General features: G+C 64.9%; 15 protein-coding genes. 3 read left to right on the forward strand and 12 right to left on the reverse strand.

Going from position 1 to position 17,546, the window contains the following annotated elements; translation table 11 throughout:
* Positions 1-128: 128 nt before the first annotated feature.
* On the reverse strand, positions 129-602 hold the full coding sequence (locus tag POS17_RS30475) for an Lrp/AsnC family transcriptional regulator (RefSeq protein WP_060841833.1): 474 nt from the start codon (positions 600-602) through the stop codon (positions 129-131).
* 132 nt (positions 603-734) lie between these two features.
* Here POS17_RS30475 and POS17_RS30480 point away from each other — a divergent pair, with 132 nt between their 5' ends.
* On the forward strand, positions 735-1,376 hold the full coding sequence (locus tag POS17_RS30480; protein ID WP_430523218.1) for a LysE family translocator: 642 nt from the start codon (positions 735-737) through the stop codon (positions 1,374-1,376).
* A gap of 341 nt (positions 1,377-1,717) precedes the next feature.
* Here POS17_RS30480 and POS17_RS30485 read toward each other — a convergent pair whose 3' ends face one another.
* The 6 genes from POS17_RS30485 to POS17_RS30510 form a co-directional block, all read right to left on the reverse strand.
* Positions 1,718-3,868 (reverse strand): hypothetical protein, encoded by a 2,151-nt coding sequence (locus tag POS17_RS30485; protein WP_060841834.1) that lies wholly within the window; start codon positions 3,866-3,868, stop codon positions 1,718-1,720.
* On the reverse strand, positions 3,855-5,060 hold the full coding sequence (locus POS17_RS30490; protein ID WP_060841835.1) for a DUF3142 domain-containing protein: 1,206 nt from the start codon (positions 5,058-5,060) through the stop codon (positions 3,855-3,857). Before POS17_RS30490 ends, POS17_RS30485 begins: the two co-directional genes overlap by 14 nt.
* Before the next feature lie 136 nt (positions 5,061-5,196).
* Positions 5,197-7,236 (reverse strand): FAD-binding oxidoreductase, encoded by a 2,040-nt coding sequence (locus tag POS17_RS30495; RefSeq protein ID WP_060841836.1) that lies wholly within the window; start codon positions 7,234-7,236, stop codon positions 5,197-5,199.
* 25 nt (positions 7,237-7,261) lie between these two features.
* Positions 7,262-7,891 carry a glutathione S-transferase family protein gene (locus POS17_RS30500; RefSeq protein ID WP_060841837.1) on the reverse strand — a complete coding sequence of 210 codons (630 nt, stop codon included), beginning with the start codon at positions 7,889-7,891 and terminating at the stop codon, positions 7,262-7,264.
* 125 nt (positions 7,892-8,016) lie between these two features.
* Complete coding sequence (locus POS17_RS30505; protein ID WP_060841838.1) at positions 8,017-8,919, reverse strand: LysR family transcriptional regulator; 903 nt, start codon at positions 8,917-8,919, stop codon at positions 8,017-8,019.
* A 70-nt stretch (positions 8,920-8,989) separates the two neighbouring features.
* The gene (locus tag POS17_RS30510; protein ID WP_060841839.1) at positions 8,990-9,310 is read right to left on the reverse strand and encodes a hypothetical protein; all 321 of its coding nucleotides are present in this window, start codon (positions 9,308-9,310) and stop codon (positions 8,990-8,992) included.
* 262 nt (positions 9,311-9,572) lie between these two features.
* Here POS17_RS30510 and POS17_RS32480 point away from each other — a divergent pair, with 262 nt between their 5' ends.
* Complete coding sequence (locus POS17_RS32480) at positions 9,573-10,799, forward strand: PAAR domain-containing protein (protein ID WP_060841840.1); 1,227 nt, start codon at positions 9,573-9,575, stop codon at positions 10,797-10,799.
* A 5-nt stretch (positions 10,800-10,804) separates the two neighbouring features.
* A complete protein-coding gene (locus POS17_RS30520) occupies positions 10,805-11,266 on the forward strand; it encodes a hypothetical protein (RefSeq protein ID WP_060841841.1) in 462 nt (153 codons plus the stop codon).
* A gap of 149 nt (positions 11,267-11,415) precedes the next feature.
* Here the strand turns inward: POS17_RS30520 and glmS are convergent, their stop codons facing one another.
* The 5 genes from glmS to atpD form a co-directional block, all read right to left on the reverse strand.
* A complete protein-coding gene (gene glmS, locus POS17_RS30525; RefSeq protein WP_060841842.1) occupies positions 11,416-13,248 on the reverse strand; it encodes a glutamine--fructose-6-phosphate transaminase (isomerizing) in 1,833 nt (610 codons plus the stop codon).
* 10 nt (positions 13,249-13,258) lie between these two features.
* Positions 13,259-14,026 (reverse strand): DeoR/GlpR family DNA-binding transcription regulator, encoded by a 768-nt coding sequence (locus POS17_RS30530; RefSeq protein WP_047306719.1) that lies wholly within the window; start codon positions 14,024-14,026, stop codon positions 13,259-13,261.
* 187 nt (positions 14,027-14,213) lie between these two features.
* The gene (gene glmU / locus POS17_RS30535; protein ID WP_060841843.1) at positions 14,214-15,581 is read right to left on the reverse strand and encodes a bifunctional UDP-N-acetylglucosamine diphosphorylase/glucosamine-1-phosphate N-acetyltransferase GlmU; all 1,368 of its coding nucleotides are present in this window, start codon (positions 15,579-15,581) and stop codon (positions 14,214-14,216) included.
* Positions 15,582-15,696: 115 nt separating this feature from the next.
* Positions 15,697-16,122 carry a F0F1 ATP synthase subunit epsilon gene (locus tag POS17_RS30540; protein WP_058438442.1) on the reverse strand — a complete coding sequence of 142 codons (426 nt, stop codon included), beginning with the start codon at positions 16,120-16,122 and terminating at the stop codon, positions 15,697-15,699.
* A gap of 45 nt (positions 16,123-16,167) precedes the next feature.
* Positions 16,168-17,544 (reverse strand): F0F1 ATP synthase subunit beta, encoded by a 1,377-nt coding sequence (gene atpD / locus POS17_RS30545; RefSeq protein ID WP_007924510.1) that lies wholly within the window; start codon positions 17,542-17,544, stop codon positions 16,168-16,170.
* Positions 17,545-17,546 lie beyond the last annotated feature (2 nt).

Genomic DNA, 17,546 nt, shown 5'->3' on the forward strand with positions numbered 1-17,546 from the left:
CCCCAGGCCCGGCCAACGCAAAGCACCTGACACCCCGCGTAGCCAGATTCTGCGGCCGCTGCGCGACCGAGCGGGAGCAAGCTCCCTCGCCACAGTAGCTTGAGCGCTGCCCCGGCTGGCCAGGATCATCAGCCGGGCAAGTGCCCCAATGGCAAGGGCCCCGGGGTTTTCACCGTGTGAATGGCGAAGTTGTTGCGGATGTCGCTGACCCCGGGGATCTTCAGCAGGCAGCCGGTGAGAAACCGGTCGTAACCGCGCAGGTCCGGGACCACCACCTGCAGCAGGAAGTCCGACTCGCCGGACACCAGGAACGCCGAGATCACCTCCGGCAACTGCAACACCGCCTGGCGGAACGCTTCGGCCTCGGCGTCGTTGTGCCGCTCCACCTTGACCCCGACGAACACCGTCAGCCCCAGCCCCACTTCGTCGCGGTCCAGGGTCGCCTGATAACCGCGGATCACCCCGGCCTCTTCCAGCATGCGCACCCGGCGCAGGCAGGGTGACGGCGACAGGCCGATCTCCTCGGCCAGTTGCACGTTGCTCAGGCGGCCATCGCGCTGCAGCGCGGCGAGAATCTTGCGGTCGTAGGCGTCGAGTTTCATGTTTGGCATATCCGGATGGTCATCGCAGTAAAAGCTGGAAGGTTATGCCAATTTTCGCCGTTTTGCTGGCGGATTACGCAAGCACCTGCCGACCCCTGTGGCCCTAAACTGGGCGCACCGACTCGACAACGAATGGGGTGCAAGGTGGCGCAATTGTGGATGTATTTCCTGGCTCTGGCGGTGGTCTACCTGCTGCCCGGTCCCGACATGATCCTGCTGCTGCAGACCGGTGCCCGCCAGGGCAAGGCCCAGGCGCTGGCCACGGCCCTGGGGCTGGCGATCTCCCGCGGCTGCCACGTGGCCCTGGCCGCCCTGGGCCTGGCGGCGCTGTTCAAGGCCGCGCCCTGGACCTTCGACGTGGTACGCCTGGCGGGCGCCGCCTACCTGCTGTGGATCGGCATCCAGTGCCTGCGCGCCAACCTGCTGCCCAATCTCGACAGCGCCGGCGCGGCAGCCACGCCCCTGCGCTGGCGCCAGGCGATCCAGCGCGGCCTGCTGACCAACCTGCTGAACCCCAAGGCACTGTTGTTCTGCTCGGTGCTGTTGCCGCAGTTCATCGATCCCCAGGCCGGGGCGGTGGTCCCGCAGTTCGTCACCCTGGGGGTGCTGCTGGTAGCGGTGGGCGGTTTGTTCGACTGCTGCTACGCCCTGGCCGGTGCCGGGCTGGGCCGCTGGATGCAGCGCAGCCCTTCGGCCCAGCGCGTGCAGCAATGGCTGTTCGGCAGCCTGCTGATCGGCTTTGCCTTGCGCCTGACCTTCGTCCAGCAGGCCTGACGGCTCTGTAGCCGCTGCTGAGCCTCGGCGAAGCTGCGCGAAGGTCCGCAGGACCTTGCCCGGCGATCCCTAGACACAATGTGCGCCCCAGAGATCGCCGCGACCGCTGCGTCGGAGTGCCGCCCAGCTCGTACGCAGCCTGCGGCAGCGGCTACAAAAAGCCGACCGGCACGGCTCTGTAGCCGCTGCTGAGCCTCGGCGAAGCTGCGCGAAGGTCCGCAGGACCTTGCCTGGCGATCCCTCGACACAATGTGCGCCCCAGAGATCGCCGCGACCGCTGCGTCGGAGTGCCGTCCAGCTCGTACGCCGCCTGCGGCAGCGGCTACAGGCGGGGCACGCCTTTATGTCGCCTTGTGCGAGGACACCGCGCGGCGGCGTCGGAACAGGTAGGCCGCCCCCAACAGCAGCACGCCGGCACCGGCGCCGGCAACCAGCCTGTGCTCGGCCACCGCGGAACGGGATGCGTCCAGCCACTGGGTCAGGTAGCGCTTGTTGGCGCTGCCGAAATCCGGCTCCTGGCAGTTCATGCCGAAATTGCCGGCCCATTCCACATAGGGTCCGTTTTCCACGTAGCGCCGGTAGTAGTCGATCTCGACATCGCTGCCGCGGGTCCAGCGCGCCGCCTTGCACAGCACCGCGGCATAGGCCTGGCTGGTGTGAGGCAGGAAATCCGCCGCCCGGTTGCCCAGTTCCCCGGCCACGTAGCGGTAGTGGTAGCGCACGTCGGGCTCGGCGGTGGTGGCTTGCTGGCGCTGCACTTCATCGGCGCTGACAAAGGGCCCGGCCTGCACCGGCGGGATCTCCAGGCTGTAGCTGCCCCAGAGGCTGTGAAAATCCGGGCCCATTTCGTACCCCAGGATCTCCATCCCCGAGGCCCGGGCCAGCTTGCCGGCCTGGTAATAGGCCTCGGCCCGGCGCGTGGGCAGCCAGGCCGACTCGGCACGGCGTCGATACTCGCCGTAGGCCTTGGCGATGGCCTGGCGTTCCGGGCTGTCGAAATAGCCCCAGCCTTCTTCGTAACGTCCTTCACGCAACAGGCGTCGGCCAAGCAGTTCGCGTATCTGGGCGGCAATCGGCAGGGTTTCGTAATAGGCATCCGGCTGCTTGGGAGTCGGCGCTGGCGCCGGAACCCGGGCATCGACGAACTGCTTGAGTTCATCCAGGGTCAGCACCCGCTCCGCCACCGTGGCCGCGTCGTGCCAGTAGATGTCGCCGCTGCGGTAGAGCAGCTCGAAGGCTTGCACGTAGTCGCCCCGATCCAGGGCCAGCACGGCGCTTTCGCCTTCGACCCGGCACCCGGGCTTGAGGTCTTCGTAATTGCCGTCGTAATCGCCGCGAAAGCCCCAGCTCTCGTCGCGGGGGAAGGCCGCGGCGGCCTTGGCGTAAGCCGCGGCGGCAGCCACCTTGTCGCCATCACGCAGGGCCATCTTGGCCCGCAGCCACCAGGCCAGGCCGCCGTCGCCGGCCTGTTCCAGCAACTGCCGGGTGGTGGCGAAATCGCCATTCTGATAATTCAGCGCCGCCAGCCGGTCGGCATTGTCGAAGCTGCCGGCGGTGCCCTGGCTCAGCAGCTTGATCAGTTTCATCTCCGACTCCGGCCGCTCGCCGAACGACCAGCCCTGATGGGAGATCAACGAAGCGGTGAGCAAGCGGGCTACGGAAGGATGCTTGAGCTGCTCCAGCAATTGCGCGTCCGGCAGGCCGCTCAGTTCGCCCACCACCTGTTTCAGGGAGCTGTAGCCGACCTCCGAACCCAACTGGTTCTGCACGGCATACAAGTCGATGGCCTGGCTCCAGTCGTTCTGATCCTTGAGGAGGCGGGCCTCCTCCCCCAGGCTGGCGACGCCCAGGCTCAGGGGGTCGCTGAAGGCGTCGATACTCAGCTGCCGGGTCTGGGCGAAGGCCTGGCGCGCCGACTGGCGCATGTCGCGCCGGCCCTGATCGTCCAGTTCGTTGGCTTGCTCGCTGATAAAGGACAGGGCCCGCCCCAGGGAATAGGCGGCCCAGGTACTGCGCAGGGCGCGCTGCTCGGCGGGCAGCGCCAGCACCTTGCGGAAATACTCCGCCGCCAGCTCATGATCCCCGGCGCTGAAGGCCACGGCGCCAGCGGTGTAGAGCTTGATCTCCAGCGGCAAGCCGGCCCCTTGTTGCTCCGCCACCCGTGCGTCATTGAGCTTGCGCAGCTGGGCCACCAGGGTTTGCTGAGCCTGATCCAGCCCTTGCCGTTCGGCCCAGTTGCGCTCTTGCACCGCGTAGCTCTCAGGCAGGCTGTAATCGACACTGAAGCCGTTGTTGGCGACCGGCATGAGCCCGACGATGGGCTGACCCAGGCGGCTGATCTCGAACTGGAAACTGCCTTCGGGCAGCTGCGCCAGCGTCTGTGGACGGTCGTCCAGCAGGCGCATGGGGAAAGTCGGCCCGCAGGCCAGGGCCGGAGCCAGGGGCAGGCACAGGCTCAGGCACAGCAGGTGACGGGATCTAGGGACGAACATGCGCAGCTCCTTGGTCAATTTTTGTACAGCGGGCCCAGCCCACGGCGCGGCTGGCGCCTGCGGCCAGACGGCCGCTGCGTTGCCGGGTCAACAGCAGCTGGCCGTCGCGCAGCTGTGCGGAATAGCCGCCCAGCCCGTCGAATCCGTCGCATTGGGCAACGGCCAGGGTCAGTTGTTCAGGCAGCGGCCGGTCGAGGTTGCCCGCGTTGCTCAAGCGGATGTCGAACAGGCCGCCCTGTTGTTCCTCCAGGCGGATACCCAGCTCAGCGCTCAGGGCATCGCCCCGGGCCACCGCCCGCAGGGTTTCCAGGCTCCAGGCCCGCACATCGCCCTTGAGCGGCAGGCGAAACCAGATCAGACCGGCCAGATGGGGCGGCGGATCGGCACGCAGGGCGCGGCCCAGCTGGCTCAGTTGCTCGGGGTCGGCCATCAGTTCCTGACGCTCTCCAGCCCGCCGCAGCGGCGCCTCGCTTTCCACCAGGGGCGCGCCTTCGGCCCCGGGGAGCAACGCGACACCGTAGGCGGGCAAGGCCAGATAGAAGGGTTTGGCGCTGATCCGCGCCCAACGCCGGGCCCATTGCTCGGCTTGCCGTGGATCGAACAGGCCGCGCCGTGGATCGCTCACGGCGTGCACCTGCAGCACGCTGCTGTCGACCTTGGCCAGCAGGCCCGGCAACTCGCGACTGTCGAGCCAGGCCGGCAAGGCGGTGATGCTCAGGGGCAGTTGGCTCGGCAGTACAGCCCGCAAGCGCTCAAGCAGCTTGGCGTAGGCAGGCAATCGCGCGCTGCCGGCATCGTGGTCGATCTCGACCCCGGCCGGAGTCAGGCCCTGCTCCTGCCAGTCCACCAGCAGTTGCTGGACCTGACGGATGATCTCGTCCTGGTCCAGGGACGGCAGTTGACCGTCGAGACGCACCACCGCGATCAACGGCCGCCCATCCTCCTTGAGCAAGGCGGCGTCGATCCGGGCACGGCTCCAGCCGGCCTGTGGAAAAGCCTGCAGGGCCAGGACCCGGACTGTGGAAAAGTCGGCCCGCGAGCCTGCCAGGGCGTCGGCGTGGGCCGGGGTCCACTGGCGTTGCCAGATGTAGAGTTGCTGGTCCAGCGCCGGCTGAGGGTCATTGCCGCAGGCGTTGAGCAGCAAGGCACTGAGCCACAGGGCAAAGAAACGGAGAACGGCCCGGGGGAGCATGAATCGTTGATTCCCTTTAACGCGAAAAAGACCCTGGAGTGCCGGGTGCGAGGCCAATGCCCGGCCTTGAGATCGCGCCAGCCTACGCAGGGCCGGGGCCGGCGGCAATCGCTGGCGAGGAGTTTTTTTTGCCCTGCTACAGGTCGAGGATCAACGGCGCGGCGTCGTTATCCACAGCCGCCGGAACGGCGCAGCAAATCAGCACCTGACCGGGTTCGGGCTTGTACGCCGGCACCTGTGGATAACTGACCAGGCCGCTGATCAGCCGGGTCTGGCAGGTGCCACAGGAACCGCCACGGCAACTGAACTCCGGGTGCAGGCCGGCGCTTTCCGCCAGTTGCAGCAGGCTGCCGCTGGCGGGCTGCCAGCTCAGCGCTCTGGCCGCCTGCTGGAAACGCACCGGCACAGCGGCGGTGGCCGCCGGCGGCTGGTCGAAGGCCGGCGCCAGGGGATCGGGCCGGCGGCGCAGGGTCGAGGGGCCGAAGGTTTCGGCGTGGATCTGCTCATCGTTGATGTCCAGGTCCCGCAGGCTGTCGTACAGATCCTGAGTAAAGGCGCCGGGACCGCAGAGCACGAAGTCGGCACTGTCGACGTCCAGATCCGGCTGTGCCAGTAGCCGTTGAACGTGCAGGCGGCCAACCAGATCGAAGTCGACGCCCGGCCGTGCCTGCGCTTCCGGCTGGCTGAGCAGGCGCAGCACCCGCAACGCTCCCCCGGCCTGCGCTTGCAGGGCTTGCAGCTCGGCGGCAAAGGGTTGCTCGGCGAGACTGCGCGAACTCTGGATCAGCCAGCAAGGCCGGCTGCGGCGAGTGCGCAGGCCCTGGTACACCACCTCCCGCAGCATCGATAGTAAGGGAGTGATACCAACCCCGGCCGCCAGCAGCACCAGCGGCCGCGTTGCCAGCGGATCGGCGCTGAAGCGGCCCTGGGGCGACCGCGCCTCCAGCAGATCGCCCACCTTGAGCTGGCGGTGCATATGGCTGGAGAAGCGCCCTTCACGCTTGACGCTGATCCGCAGGAAAGCGTCGGAAGGCGCACTGGACAGGCTGTAGGTACGGATCAGCGGCTGGCCGTCGATCGTCAACCGCAACGGCAGGTGCTGGCCCGCCAGGAAGCCCGGCGCTCCGGCAGTGTCGGCCGGCTCCAGGTAGAACGAACGGATGCTGCGGCTTTCGTCCTCGATGCGCGTCACCCGCAGGGGTCGCCATTGCTGACCCAGGGCCGCCGCCCGCAGCCGGGCCTCGGCCTGGGGCCAATTGCCGGTCAGCAGGCTGTTGGGGGAGAAGGCCTGCAGCTCGCCGCGCAGGGACAGGGCGCCCGGTCGGCGGATCATCTGTTCCGGGTAAAAACGCCACACCCGTTCGGCGCCCTGAAAGGCGGCGATCAGCGGCCCGTCGAGAATCAGCTCGGTGCGCCCGCTGAGCTGCAACAGCTCGCCGCTGCGAAAATCGATGAACAACAAGCCCGCCCGCGGATTGAGCAGCAGGTTGCCCAGGGTGTTGAAGTGCAGGTTGCCGGCAAAGTCGGGAATGGTCAGGCAGTTGCCCTCGACCCGGACAAACCCCGCCTGCCCGCCACGGTGCGACACGTCCACCGAGCGCTGGCCATCCAGGTCGACGTAGCTGGCCACGAAGAAGGTGTCGGCAGCGGCGATCAGTGCCCGGGCCGCCGGGTCCAGGTCCTGGCGACGCTGGGCCGGGCGGCTGGCGGGGTCGCTCAGGGCCACCTGCTGCAGCTCGCGCAGCTGGATGTACTGCGGGCAATTGCCGAAGGACTGCTCCACGTTCACGCTGAAACCGTCGCGGTCCAGGTTGCCGATCCGGCCATTGAGACGGTTGCGCCGCCGGGTATGCAGCTCGATCCCCAGCAAGCCCACCGCCGCCCCCTCGCTCAAGACCAGCGGATCGTCGGCGGCGGGCAGGCTGTCCAGGCGCAACAGATCGGCCTGGGGCGCCTGAGCGAAGCCGGGTGGACCTTCCAGCACGCTCGCCCAGGGATGGCCCTGGTCATCCACCGCCCCCACCAGGATGAACGGCAGTTGCTGGTAGAACTGCCGGTGCTGGTCGGGCATTGCCGGACGGATGACCTTGGCGCCGAAGGCTTGCATGCGCTCGGCCACCCCGGTCAGGGTCTGAAGCTGCCGTTCGCCGGCATGCCAGGGTGATTGGGTGTTCATGGGCAAGCCTCCGCCGGATCCGCCGTCAGGCGCTTTTCAAACCCGCCGCAGTGGACGGCATGGGGACAAAACCGGGCAGCGCCTCGATCCGCGCCAGCCAGGCCCGTACATGGGGGTAAGGCTCCAGTGACACGTTGCCTTCCGGGGCGTGGGCGATGTAGCTGTAGCCCGCGACATCGGCAATGGTTGCCTCCTGTCCAACCAGGAAGGGCCGGCTCGCCAGCTCCTGGTCCATGATCTTGAGCAGGGCATGGGCCCGGGCGATGACTTCCTCGGCATTGAACGAGGCGCCAAACACCGTGATCAGCCGCGCCGCCGCCGGTCCAAAGGCGATCTGCCCCGCCGCCACCGACAGCCAGCGCTGCACCTGGGCCGCGCCCACGGGGTCGCTGGGCAACCAGCGGCCCTGGCCATAACGCTGGGCCAGATACACCAGGATGGCGTTGGAATCGGCCAGCACCACGCCCTGATCATCGATCACCGGCACCTGGCCAAAGACGTTGAGGGCGAGGAAGTCCGCCTGCTTATGAGCGCCCTTGGCCAGGTCGACAAAGATGGTTTCGCTGGGCAGGTTCAACAGGGACAGCATCAGTTCGACCCGATGGGCATGCCCGGAACGGGGAAAGTTGTAGAACTTGATAGGTGGCTGAGACATGGTCGACTCCGCTAACGAGGCGCGGTCGAAGTGCCGCGCTGGGAGCCCTATCTTGATCCCCGGAGAAAAACAACAGAATCACCAGGAATCGCAATCCATCATTTCATCCAGCGCAATAAAGCCGATCAGGGATTGAGCGAGGGGTGTTGCCGCAGGGTCTGCACGGCGAAGTCGACAAAGCTGCGCACCCGCGCCGGCGCCTTGCGCCCGCCCTGGTACACCACGTGAATCGGCAAGGGCGCCAGCTCGAAGGCCTCGAGTACGATTTCCAACTGCCCCGCCGCCACCTTGTCGGCGACCTGATAGGACAGCACCCGGGTCAGCCCCAAGCCCAGGCAGGCGGCACTGATGGCCGCCTGATTGGCGCTGACCAGCAACCGCGGTTCGGGGCGCACGCTCAGTACCCGGCCGTTGTCATTGAACTGCCAGTTGCGCGTCTGACCAATGGACGAGGGCGCGATCACCGGTGCCTGGCGCAGCTCATCGGGGTGTTGCGGACGCCCATGGGCCGCCAGGAACTGCGGCGCGGCGCACACCACCCGGCGCACCTCGCCGACACGGACACTGTGCTGACCGCTGTCGGCCAGCTCGCCGATGCGCACCGCCACATCGATGCCCTCCTCCACCATGTTCGCCACCCGGTCCAGCAGCAGGGCGTTGACGCTCACCTGTGGATAACGTTGCAGGTAGCGCACCAGCAAAGGCGTGACGAACAGATCGCCGAACAGCACCGGCGCCGTCAGGGTCAACTGGCCCCGGGGCTGGGCATGGACGCCGGCGGCCGAGGCCTCGGCATCCTGGACCTCGGCCAGAATGCGTCGGCAATCCTCCAGGTAGCGTTGCCCGGCATCGCTCAGGTGCACACGGCGGGTGGTGCGCAGCAACAGCTGAGTGCCGATGCGCTGCTCAAGCGCGGCAACGGCCCGGGTCACGCTGGCGGCCGACAAGTTCAGGCGCCGGGCCGCAGCGGCGAAACCCTGCTCCTGAGCGACGCACACGAATACCTGCATTTCCTGGAACCTGTCCATGCCCCACCTCAGCTGCCGGCGCCTGCCCGGTGGGCGCCGCGAGCCCGCAGCATAATCCAGGGCCCGGGCTTCAGGGGATACACCAGGTGCCAACATCGTGCCTATCGAATCCCGGGCACGGGTTGTTCTTGGCAATCAGCCGGTAAGGCTGATCTTCGGTGTAAGAAAAATAGAAGTAGTAGTGCCGATCTTCCCCGTACAGCCAATAGGAAGAAGAGCCCTGGTTGATCCGTGTTGGCTCGAAGGTCCAGATGGACGATTCGGCGGGAATGAAGTTGGCCCTATCCATCAACAGCAAGAGGCTGTTGGACAGCACTGGGGTCAGGGCTCCCAGCATCAGGACAGCCAGCATCAGCAGGAGCATCCATCCATGAATCAGGCGAAGTTTCATTGGTTTTCCATTAGCGGGATAAAAATCCAGGCCTGCGCACAGGTTGGGATTCCTCGGGCCGTCCACTGACATTCGCCGCGGACTCGGAGCATGCAAAACTGTCGCACAAAAATAACCTTGCGCGTGAAGCTCCCGCCCTCCTTCGCTGCAGACTGCCTTTTTGGGCCTTGCCCCTTCCCTGGCGACTCTTTGATAATCCGCGCCCCGGGCCAACCACTGGCCCCAGGGAAGATGCTTGTCGTATCGGAGGCTCAATCTCAGCATGGATGTACAGGCCGCGGCACGTTTGGGCGACGAAATCGCTCATGGATTCGGAGTTGCAGCCATGCTCGCCGGTGCGGTGGCAGGCGCTCTCATTGGCGCGGCCATCATCGCCGCGACCGCGGCAACGGGTGGCCTGGCGGCTGTGGTCCTGGCGGGTTCGGTCGCCGCCGGTGGCCTGTCGATGTTCCAGTTGGTGAAGGGACTGTCGACCATTTTCGATCTGCCCGAACCCGCCACCGGTGAACTCATAAGGGGCAGTCCCAACGTCTTAGTCAATCTGCGCAATGCCATGCGGGCCGGCGAAGACGTGTCCAGTTCCTGCAGCGGCTTTCCCGTCGCGCATCCGCCATGGCCCTTCCCGGTCACCATCGCCGAAGGCAGCGCCACGGTGTACATCAACGGCAAGCCGGCGGCGCGACTGAGCAGCAAGATGACTTGCGGTGCGCATATCAAGTCCGGCAGCCATAACACCTTCATCGGCGGTCCGACGCTGCAGGTGGAGTTCGTGCTGGATATCGAGGGCTGGCTGCACACCGGCCTTGAGGCGCTGGGCCTGGTCGCCGCCGCCGGTGCACTGGTGCTGGCCGCCATGGCCGGCCTGGCGGCCCTGCTGACCACAGTGGCGGTGGGCGCCGCGATCTATGGCGGCATGGAATTGCTTGGGCAGCTCGGCGACCGGCTCGGCCCGGGCTACCGTGACCTGCTGCAAGGCATGGCCGGCCTGGCGCTGCTCGGCGCCGGGCCGAAAATGGCCAAGGTAAGCGCCGAACGCAATGCGGCGCGACTGGCCAACCAGTCGCAAGTGCTAGAGGTGCGAACGGCCGCGCAGGTCAACGAGGCGATGATCGCCGAGGGCAACTTGCCGGCGTGGTTGGAAGGCACCCAGGTCAAGACCGAGATAGTGCCGCCGGGACGGCAATACCAGATGGTTGTCGCCAAAGGCCAGGCCGAGGCCATCATGCAGGGCAAGCCGGCCTTCGGTGGCTTCGCCGCTCCGGAGCCGATTCCCAGCCAGGCCTATGCGCGGGATAAACTGGTGATCCTCGATCGGTTCAAGACAGATGTGTCCCATGTGATCACCGTCGAAACCACGGCACCGCAAAAGATTCACAGTGGCCTCACCGGTCCGCTGGAGAACTACAAGGGCGGCGTGCAGCAGGTGGAGTTCGTCGGTGACAGGAATCTGAAAATTGTCGGCACGCCTAGTTTGCTGCCTGTGGAGTGAAAGTTGTGATTAGTGATTTCGAGCGAATCCGCGAAGACGGCAAAGTCATCGACGAACACATGACAGTGGACCAGATGATCGCTCTGGGCTGGGGTCCCTGCCGAGTCGTCGAAGCTTGCTGGCGCTGGCAGGATCAGCCCCTGAGCGTGGTCAACAGCCGCGGCCTGCTGGCGATCGTGGTGCCGGATCGGCAGCACCTCGCCATCCTGTGGAACGATGATGACTCCGGGGTGGCGGCGACGCTTTACGTGGTTTCCGGCGACCGCCAGCAACAGATCAGAATTGCCGACCAGTTGCTGATCAATGGCCAGCTCGAGGCAGGTGTCTACAGCTGGTTCGAACAGTTTGCGCACGATTCGCCCAGCATCTTTACCTGCATGTTCAGCCGTCAGCGTGACCAGGCGATGTTCAGGGTGGATATCGACGCATCGACTGGCGACATTGTTTCGGTACAGCATTCGCGCTGAAGGCCATGCCGTCCGCCAGCCAGGCTGCCGGACACGACAAGCGCAGCCGGAAGGTCAAGGCGCATGGCAAAAGGGGAGCCTGGACAGGCTCCCCTTTTTGTTTGCAGTTGCGGTTATCCAAAGCCAGGCACTGCCCGACTGTGGATAACTCACTCCACGGTGACTGACTTGGCCAGGTTACGCGGCTGGTCGACGTCGGTGCCCTTGAGTACGGCAACGTAGTAGGACAGCAGCTGCAGCGGGATGGTGTAGAGGATCGGCGAAAGGATGTCGTGGATGTGCGGCATCTGGATCACGTGGGTGCCTTCGCCATTGGTCATGCCGGCTTGTTCGTCGGCAAACACGATCAGCTCGCCGCCACGGGCACGCACTTCCTGCAGGTTGGATTTGAGTTTCTCCAACAGCTCGTTGTTCGGCGCCACGGTGACCACCGGCATGTCGTTATCCACAAGGGCCAGCGGGCCGTGCTTGAGCTCACCGGCCGGGTAGGCTTCGGCGTGGATGTAGGAAATCTCCTTGAGCTTGAGCGAGCCTTCCATCGCCACCGGGTACTGGGCGCCACGGCCGAGGAACAGGGTGTGGTGCTTGTCGGCGAACAGCTCGGCGGTCTTCTCCACCACGCCGTCCATGGCCAGGGCTTCGCCCAGGCGGATCGGCAGGCGGCGCAGCTCTTCCACCAGTTCGGCTTCGACGCCGGCGGCCAGGGTGCCACGGACCTGGCCCAGGGACAGGGTCAGCAGCAACAGGCCCACCAGCTGGGTGGTGAAGGCCTTGGTCGAAGCCACGCCGATCTCGCGCCCGGCCTGGGTCAGCAGGGTCAGGTCGGATTCGCGCACCAGGGAGCTGATGCCGACGTTGCAGATCGCCAGGCTGGCGAGGAAGCCCAGCTCCTTGGCGTTGCGCAGGGCCGCCAGGGTGTCGGCGGTTTCGCCGGACTGGGAGATGGTCACAAACAGGGTGTCAGGCTGCACCACCACCTTGCGGTAACGGAACTCGCTGGCCACTTCCACCTGGCACGGAATGCCGGCCAGTTCTTCCAGCCAGTAACGGGCCACCATGCCGGCGTGGTAGCTGGTGCCACAGGCGACGATCTGCACATTGCGCACCTTGGCGAACAGCTCGGCGGCTTGCGGACCGAAGGCCTGGACCAGCACCTGATTGGCGCTCAGGCGGCCTTCCAGGGTGCGTTGCACCACGGATGGCTGCTCGTGGATTTCCTTGAGCATGAAGTGGCGGAACTCGCCCTTCTCCGCCGCTTCGGCACCGTCACGGTACTGCACCGCTTCGCGCTCGACGGCCTGGCCCTCGATGTCCCAGATCTGCACGCTGTCACGACGGATCTCGGCGATGTCGCCTTCTTCCAGGTACATGAAGCGGTCGGTGACCTGGCGCAGGGCCAGTTGGTCGGAGGCGAGGAAGTTTTCCCCCAGGCCCAGGCCGATCACCAGCGGGCTGCCGCTGCGGGCAGCGACCAGGCGATCCGGCTGGCTGGCGCTGATCACTGCCAGGCCGTAGGCGCCATGCAGTTCCTTGACCGTGGCCTTGAGGGCAGTGGTGAGATCGCCCAGGTCCTTGAGCTTGTGGTCCAGCAGGTGGGCGATGACTTCGGTGTCAGTGTCCGAGGTGAACGTGTAGCCCAGGGCACTGAGCTGCGCGCGCAGGGCTTCGTGGTTCTCGATGATGCCGTTGTGCACGATCGCCAGGTCGCCGGAGAAATGCGGGTGGGCATTACGCTCGCACGGCGCGCCATGGGTGGCCCAGCGGGTGTGGGCGATGCCCAGGCGGCCCACCAGCGGCTCGCTGGCCAGGGCCTGTTCCAGTTCGCTGACCTTGCCCGGACGGCGCAGGCGCTCGAGCTTGCCGGCGTTGGTGTAGACCGCGACACCGGCGCTGTCGTAGCCGCGGTATTCGAGGCGCTTGAGGCCTTCCAGCAAAATGGCGGTGATATTGCGTTCAGCAACGGCGCCAACAATTCCACACATGGTTTTTCTCCTAGCTGACAGCCGCGCAAATCAGAGTTATGCCGCGGGCCTGGATTTGGTCGCGGACCTCTAAGGGCAGGCGATCATCGGTAATTAGGGTATGGACGCTGCTCCATGGCAGTTCCAGATTGGGAATCTTGCGGCCGATCTTGTCGGATTCGACCATCACCACCACTTCACGAGCCACTTCGGCCATGACCCGGCTCAACCCCAGCAGTTCGTTGAAGGTCGTAGTGCCGCGGGCCAGGTCGATGCCATCGGCACCGATAAACAGCTGGTCGAAGTCGTATGAGCGTAGAACCTGTTCGGCCACCTGGCCCTGGAACGACTCGGAATGGGGGTCCCAGGTACCGCCGGTCATCAGCAGCACCGGCTCGTGCTCCAGCTCGCTCAGGGCGTTGGCCACATTCAGCGAGTTGGTCATCACCACCAGGCCCGGCTGCAGGCCCAGTTCGGGGATCATCGCGGCGGTGGTGCTGCCGCTGTCGATGATGATCCGCGCGTGTTCGCGGATGCGCTGCACTGCGGCGCGCGCGATGGCCTGCTTGTAGAGAGACACCGGTTGGCCGAGGTCGCTGACCAACTCCTGGGGCATGGTGATGGCGCCACCGTAGCGACGCAGCAGCAAGCCATTGCTTTCCAGGGCGGCCAGATCCTTTCGAATCGTAACTTCTGAGGTTTCGAAACGCTTGGCCAAGGCATCAACACTCACTTCGCCCTGTTCGTTGAGCAAGGCGAGGATGTTGTGGCGGCGTTGGGGTGTGTTGCGTTTCGACATGGCGACTTAAGTTTCGATTCGAAAGATAACAGGCGCAATAGAAACCTATGATCGAAACTTCGTCAAGCGGAGGAAGTGAAAAAATCGCAGTTGTCGGGTGGGAAGTTATCCACATTCAGCCAGCTCCTACCGCTGAGCGTAGGAGCCGGCCGACCGGCGAACAGGTCCGCCGCGGTTGTGGATAACCTCAGTCCTTCTTGATCTTCTCCGGCCGTTTCCAGCCGTCGATGTTCTTCTGTCGTGCCCGACCCACCGCCAGCTGGGCTGGCGCCACGTTCTGGGTGATGGTGGAACCGGCGGCGGTGGTGGCACCGGACAAGATATCCACAGGCGCTACCAGAGAGTTGTTGGAGCCGATGAACACGTCTTCGCCCAGCACCGTCTTGTGCTTGTTCACCCCGTCGTAGTTGCAGGTGATGGTGCCGGCGCCGATGTTGGTGCGGGCGCCGATCACTGCGTCGCCCAGGTAGGTCAGGTGGCCGGCCTTGGCGCCCTGGCCCAGGTGAGCGTTCTTCAGTTCGACGAAGTTACCCACATGGGCACGGGCCTCCAGCACGGTGCCGGGACGCAGGCGAGCGAACGGGCCGGCATCGCTGCCCTCGCCCAGTACCGCGCCATCCAGGTGGCTGTTGGCCTTGATCACCACGCCCTTGCGCAGGGTGCTGTCCTTGATCACGCAGTTGGGGCCGATCACCACGTCGTCCTCGATCACCACCCGGCCTTCGAGAATCACGTTGATATCGATCAGCACGTCGCGGCCGACCGTGACTTCGCCACGCACGTCGAAACGCGCGGGGTCACGCAGGGTCACGCCCTGGGCCATCAACCGGCGCGCGGCGCGCAGCTGATAGTGGCGCTCCAGCTCGGCCAGTTGCTTGCGGTCGTTGGCGCCCTGCACTTCCATGGCGTCGTGGGGCTGTTCGGTGGCAACGATCAGGCCATCGCTGACCGCCATGGCGATCACGTCGGTGAGGTAGTACTCGCCCTGGGCGTTGTTGTTGGACAGACGGCCGGTCCAGTCACCGAGGCGTTGGCCGGGGACCGCAAGAATCCCGGTGTTGCCCTCGGTGATCGCGCGTTGGGCCTCGTCGGCATCCTTCTGCTCGACGATGGCGGTGACCTTGCCACTGGCGTCACGGACGATGCGCCCGTAGCCGGTCGGGTCATCCAGCTCGACGGTGAGCAGGCCCAGTTGCTCCGGCCCCGCTTGCTTGAGCAGGCGCTGCAGGGTCTCGACTTCGATCAGTGGAACATCGCCGTAGAGGATCAGCACCGTGTCGGCCGTGATGAACGGTACGGCCTGGGCCACGGCGTGGCCGGTGCCCAGCTGCTTGTCCTGCAGCACGAAATTCAGATCATCGGCCGCCAGGCGCTCGCGCACCGCATCCGCACCGTGGCCGATCACCACGTGGATGCGCTGTGGATCGAGTTGCCGGGCGCTGTGGATAACATGCCCGAGCATGGAGTTGCCGGCGACCGGGTGCAGCACCTTGGGCAGCGCCGAACGCATGCGAGTGCCTTGACCCGCGGCGAGGATAACGATTTCGAGAGACATGACTGGCTACCAATCCTGGGGGGTCGGCGACTGCGACCAAGGGGGGTGAATGGCGGAAAATAAAAAGGGTAGCCGAGGCTACCCTTTTTAAGCAATCACACAGAAAGCCTGCGACTTAGCCGCCGAACTTCTTGCGGATCTGCTGGACGGTACGCAGCTGAGCTGCGGCCTCGGCCAGACGTGCAGCAGCAGAACCGTAGTCGAAATCTGCGCCTTTTTCATTCAGGGCCTTCTCAGCAGCCTTGACGGCTTCCTGAGCGGAGGCTTCGTCCAGGTCGGCAGCACGTTGCACGGTGTCGGCAAGAACCTTGACCATGTTCGGCTGAACCTCGAGGAAACCACCGGAGATGTAGAACACCTCGGTTTCCCCGCCCTGCTTGATCAAGCGGATCGGACCTGGCTTCAGGTTGGTGATCAGCGGTGCGTGACCCAGAGCGATACCAAGATCACCCAGCTCACCGTGCGCAACCACCATCTCCACCAGACCGGAGAAGATTTCCCCTTCCGCGCTGACGATATCGCAATGGACTGTCATAGCCATCTGCTTGCCTCAACCTAAATTAGCGCCCGTTGCCGGGCGCCGGGATTACAGTTTCTTGGCTTTCTCGATCGCTTCTTCGATGCCGCCGACCATGTAGAACGCTTGTTCTGGCAGGTGGTCGTAGTCACCGTTGAGGATGCCTTTGAAGCCAGCGATGGTGTCTTTCAGGGAAACGTATTTGCCTGGAGAACCAGTGAAGACTTCAGCCACGAAGAACGGCTGCGACAAGAAGCGCTGGATCTTACGAGCACGGGATACCAACTGCTTGTCGGCTTCCGACAGCTCGTCCATACCCAGGATCGCGATGATGTCCTTCAGCTCTTTGTAACGCTGCAGTACGTACTGAACGCCGCGAGCGGTCTCGTAGTGTTCGTTGCCGATCACGTTCGGGTCCAGCTGACGGGAAGTCGAGTCCAGTGGGTCTACCGCTGGGTAGATACCCAGGGAAGCGATGTCACGGGACAGAACGACGGTGGCGTCCAAGTGGGCGAAGGTGGTCGCTGGCGACGGGTCGGTCAAGTCGTCCGCAGGTACGTATACCGCTTGGATCGAGGTGATCGAGCCTTGCTTGGTCGAAGTGATACGTTCTTGCAGAACGCCCATCTCTTCAGCCAGGGTCGGCTGGTAGCCTACTGCGGAAGGCATACGGCCCAGCAGTGCGGATACTTCGGTACCGGCCAGGGTGTAACGATAGATGTTGTCGACGAACAGCAGAACGTCGTTACCTTCGTCACGGAACTTCTCGGCCATGGTCAGGCCGGTCAGCGCTACGCGCAGACGGTTTCCTGGTGGCTCGTTCATCTGGCCGTAGACCAGAGCAACCTTGTCCAGAACGTTGGAATCCTTCATCTCGTGGTAGAAGTCGTTACCCTCACGAGTACGCTCACCCACACCGGCGAACACGGAATAACCGCTGTGCTCGATGGCGATGTTACGGATCAGTTCCATCATGTTTACGGTCTTGCCCACACCGGCACCACCGAACAGACCCACTTTACCGCCCTTGGCGAACGGGCAAACCAGGTCAATTACCTTGATCCCGGTTTCCAGCAGGTCGTTGCCGCCTGCCTGTTCTGCGAAGGAAGGAGCTGGACGGTGGATGCCCCAACGCTCTTCTTCACCGATAGGACCGGCTTCGTCGATTGGGTTGCCCAGTACGTCCATGATCCGGCCCAGGGTCGCTTTACCGACCGGTACGGAGATGGCTGCGCCAGTGTTGTTGACGTCCAGACCGCGCTTCAAGCCTTCGGTGGAGCCCATCGCAATGGTACGCACCACGCCGTCGCCCAGCTGTTGCTGAACTTCCAGAGTGGTTTCGGCGCCTTGAACCTTCAAGGCGTCGTAGATGCTCGGTACGCTGTCGCGTGGAAATTCCACGTCGATAACGGCGCCGATGATTTGAACGATACGTCCGCTACTCATAG

The sequence above is a fragment of the Pseudomonas sp. Os17 genome, from assembly GCF_001547895.1.
Lineage (GTDB): Bacteria > Pseudomonadota > Gammaproteobacteria > Pseudomonadales > Pseudomonadaceae > Aquipseudomonas.

Excerpts from the sequence above, each read along its gene's own strand:
- glmU (WP_060841843.1), bottom strand. The coding sequence starts at position 15,581 with ATGTCTCTCGAAATCGTTATCCTCGCCGCGGGTCAAGGCACTCGCATG.
- atpD (WP_007924510.1), bottom strand. The coding sequence starts at position 17,544 with ATGAGTAGCGGACGTATCGTTCAAATCATCGGCGCCGTTATCGACGTG.
- POS17_RS30475 (WP_060841833.1), bottom strand. The coding sequence starts at position 602 with ATGAAACTCGACGCCTACGACCGCAAGATTCTCGCCGCGCTGCAGCGC.
- POS17_RS30495 (WP_060841836.1), bottom strand. The coding sequence starts at position 7,236 with ATGAACACCCAATCACCCTGGCATGCCGGCGAACGGCAGCTTCAGACC.
- POS17_RS30510 (WP_060841839.1), bottom strand. The coding sequence starts at position 9,310 with ATGAAACTTCGCCTGATTCATGGATGGATGCTCCTGCTGATGCTGGCT.
- POS17_RS30485 (WP_060841834.1), bottom strand. The coding sequence starts at position 3,868 with ATGTTCGTCCCTAGATCCCGTCACCTGCTGTGCCTGAGCCTGTGCCTG.
- POS17_RS30490 (WP_060841835.1), bottom strand. The coding sequence starts at position 5,060 with ATGCTCCCCCGGGCCGTTCTCCGTTTCTTTGCCCTGTGGCTCAGTGCC.
- POS17_RS30530 (WP_047306719.1), bottom strand. The coding sequence starts at position 14,026 with ATGTCGAAACGCAACACACCCCAACGCCGCCACAACATCCTCGCCTTG.
- POS17_RS30500 (WP_060841837.1), bottom strand. The coding sequence starts at position 7,891 with ATGTCTCAGCCACCTATCAAGTTCTACAACTTTCCCCGTTCCGGGCAT.
- POS17_RS32480 (WP_060841840.1), top strand. The coding sequence starts at position 9,573 with ATGGATGTACAGGCCGCGGCACGTTTGGGCGACGAAATCGCTCATGGA.
- POS17_RS30480 (WP_430523218.1), top strand. The coding sequence starts at position 735 with ATGGGGTGCAAGGTGGCGCAATTGTGGATGTATTTCCTGGCTCTGGCG.
- glmS (WP_060841842.1), bottom strand. The coding sequence starts at position 13,248 with ATGTGTGGAATTGTTGGCGCCGTTGCTGAACGCAATATCACCGCCATT.
- POS17_RS30540 (WP_058438442.1), bottom strand. The coding sequence starts at position 16,122 with ATGGCTATGACAGTCCATTGCGATATCGTCAGCGCGGAAGGGGAAATC.
- POS17_RS30505 (WP_060841838.1), bottom strand. The coding sequence starts at position 8,919 with ATGGACAGGTTCCAGGAAATGCAGGTATTCGTGTGCGTCGCTCAGGAG.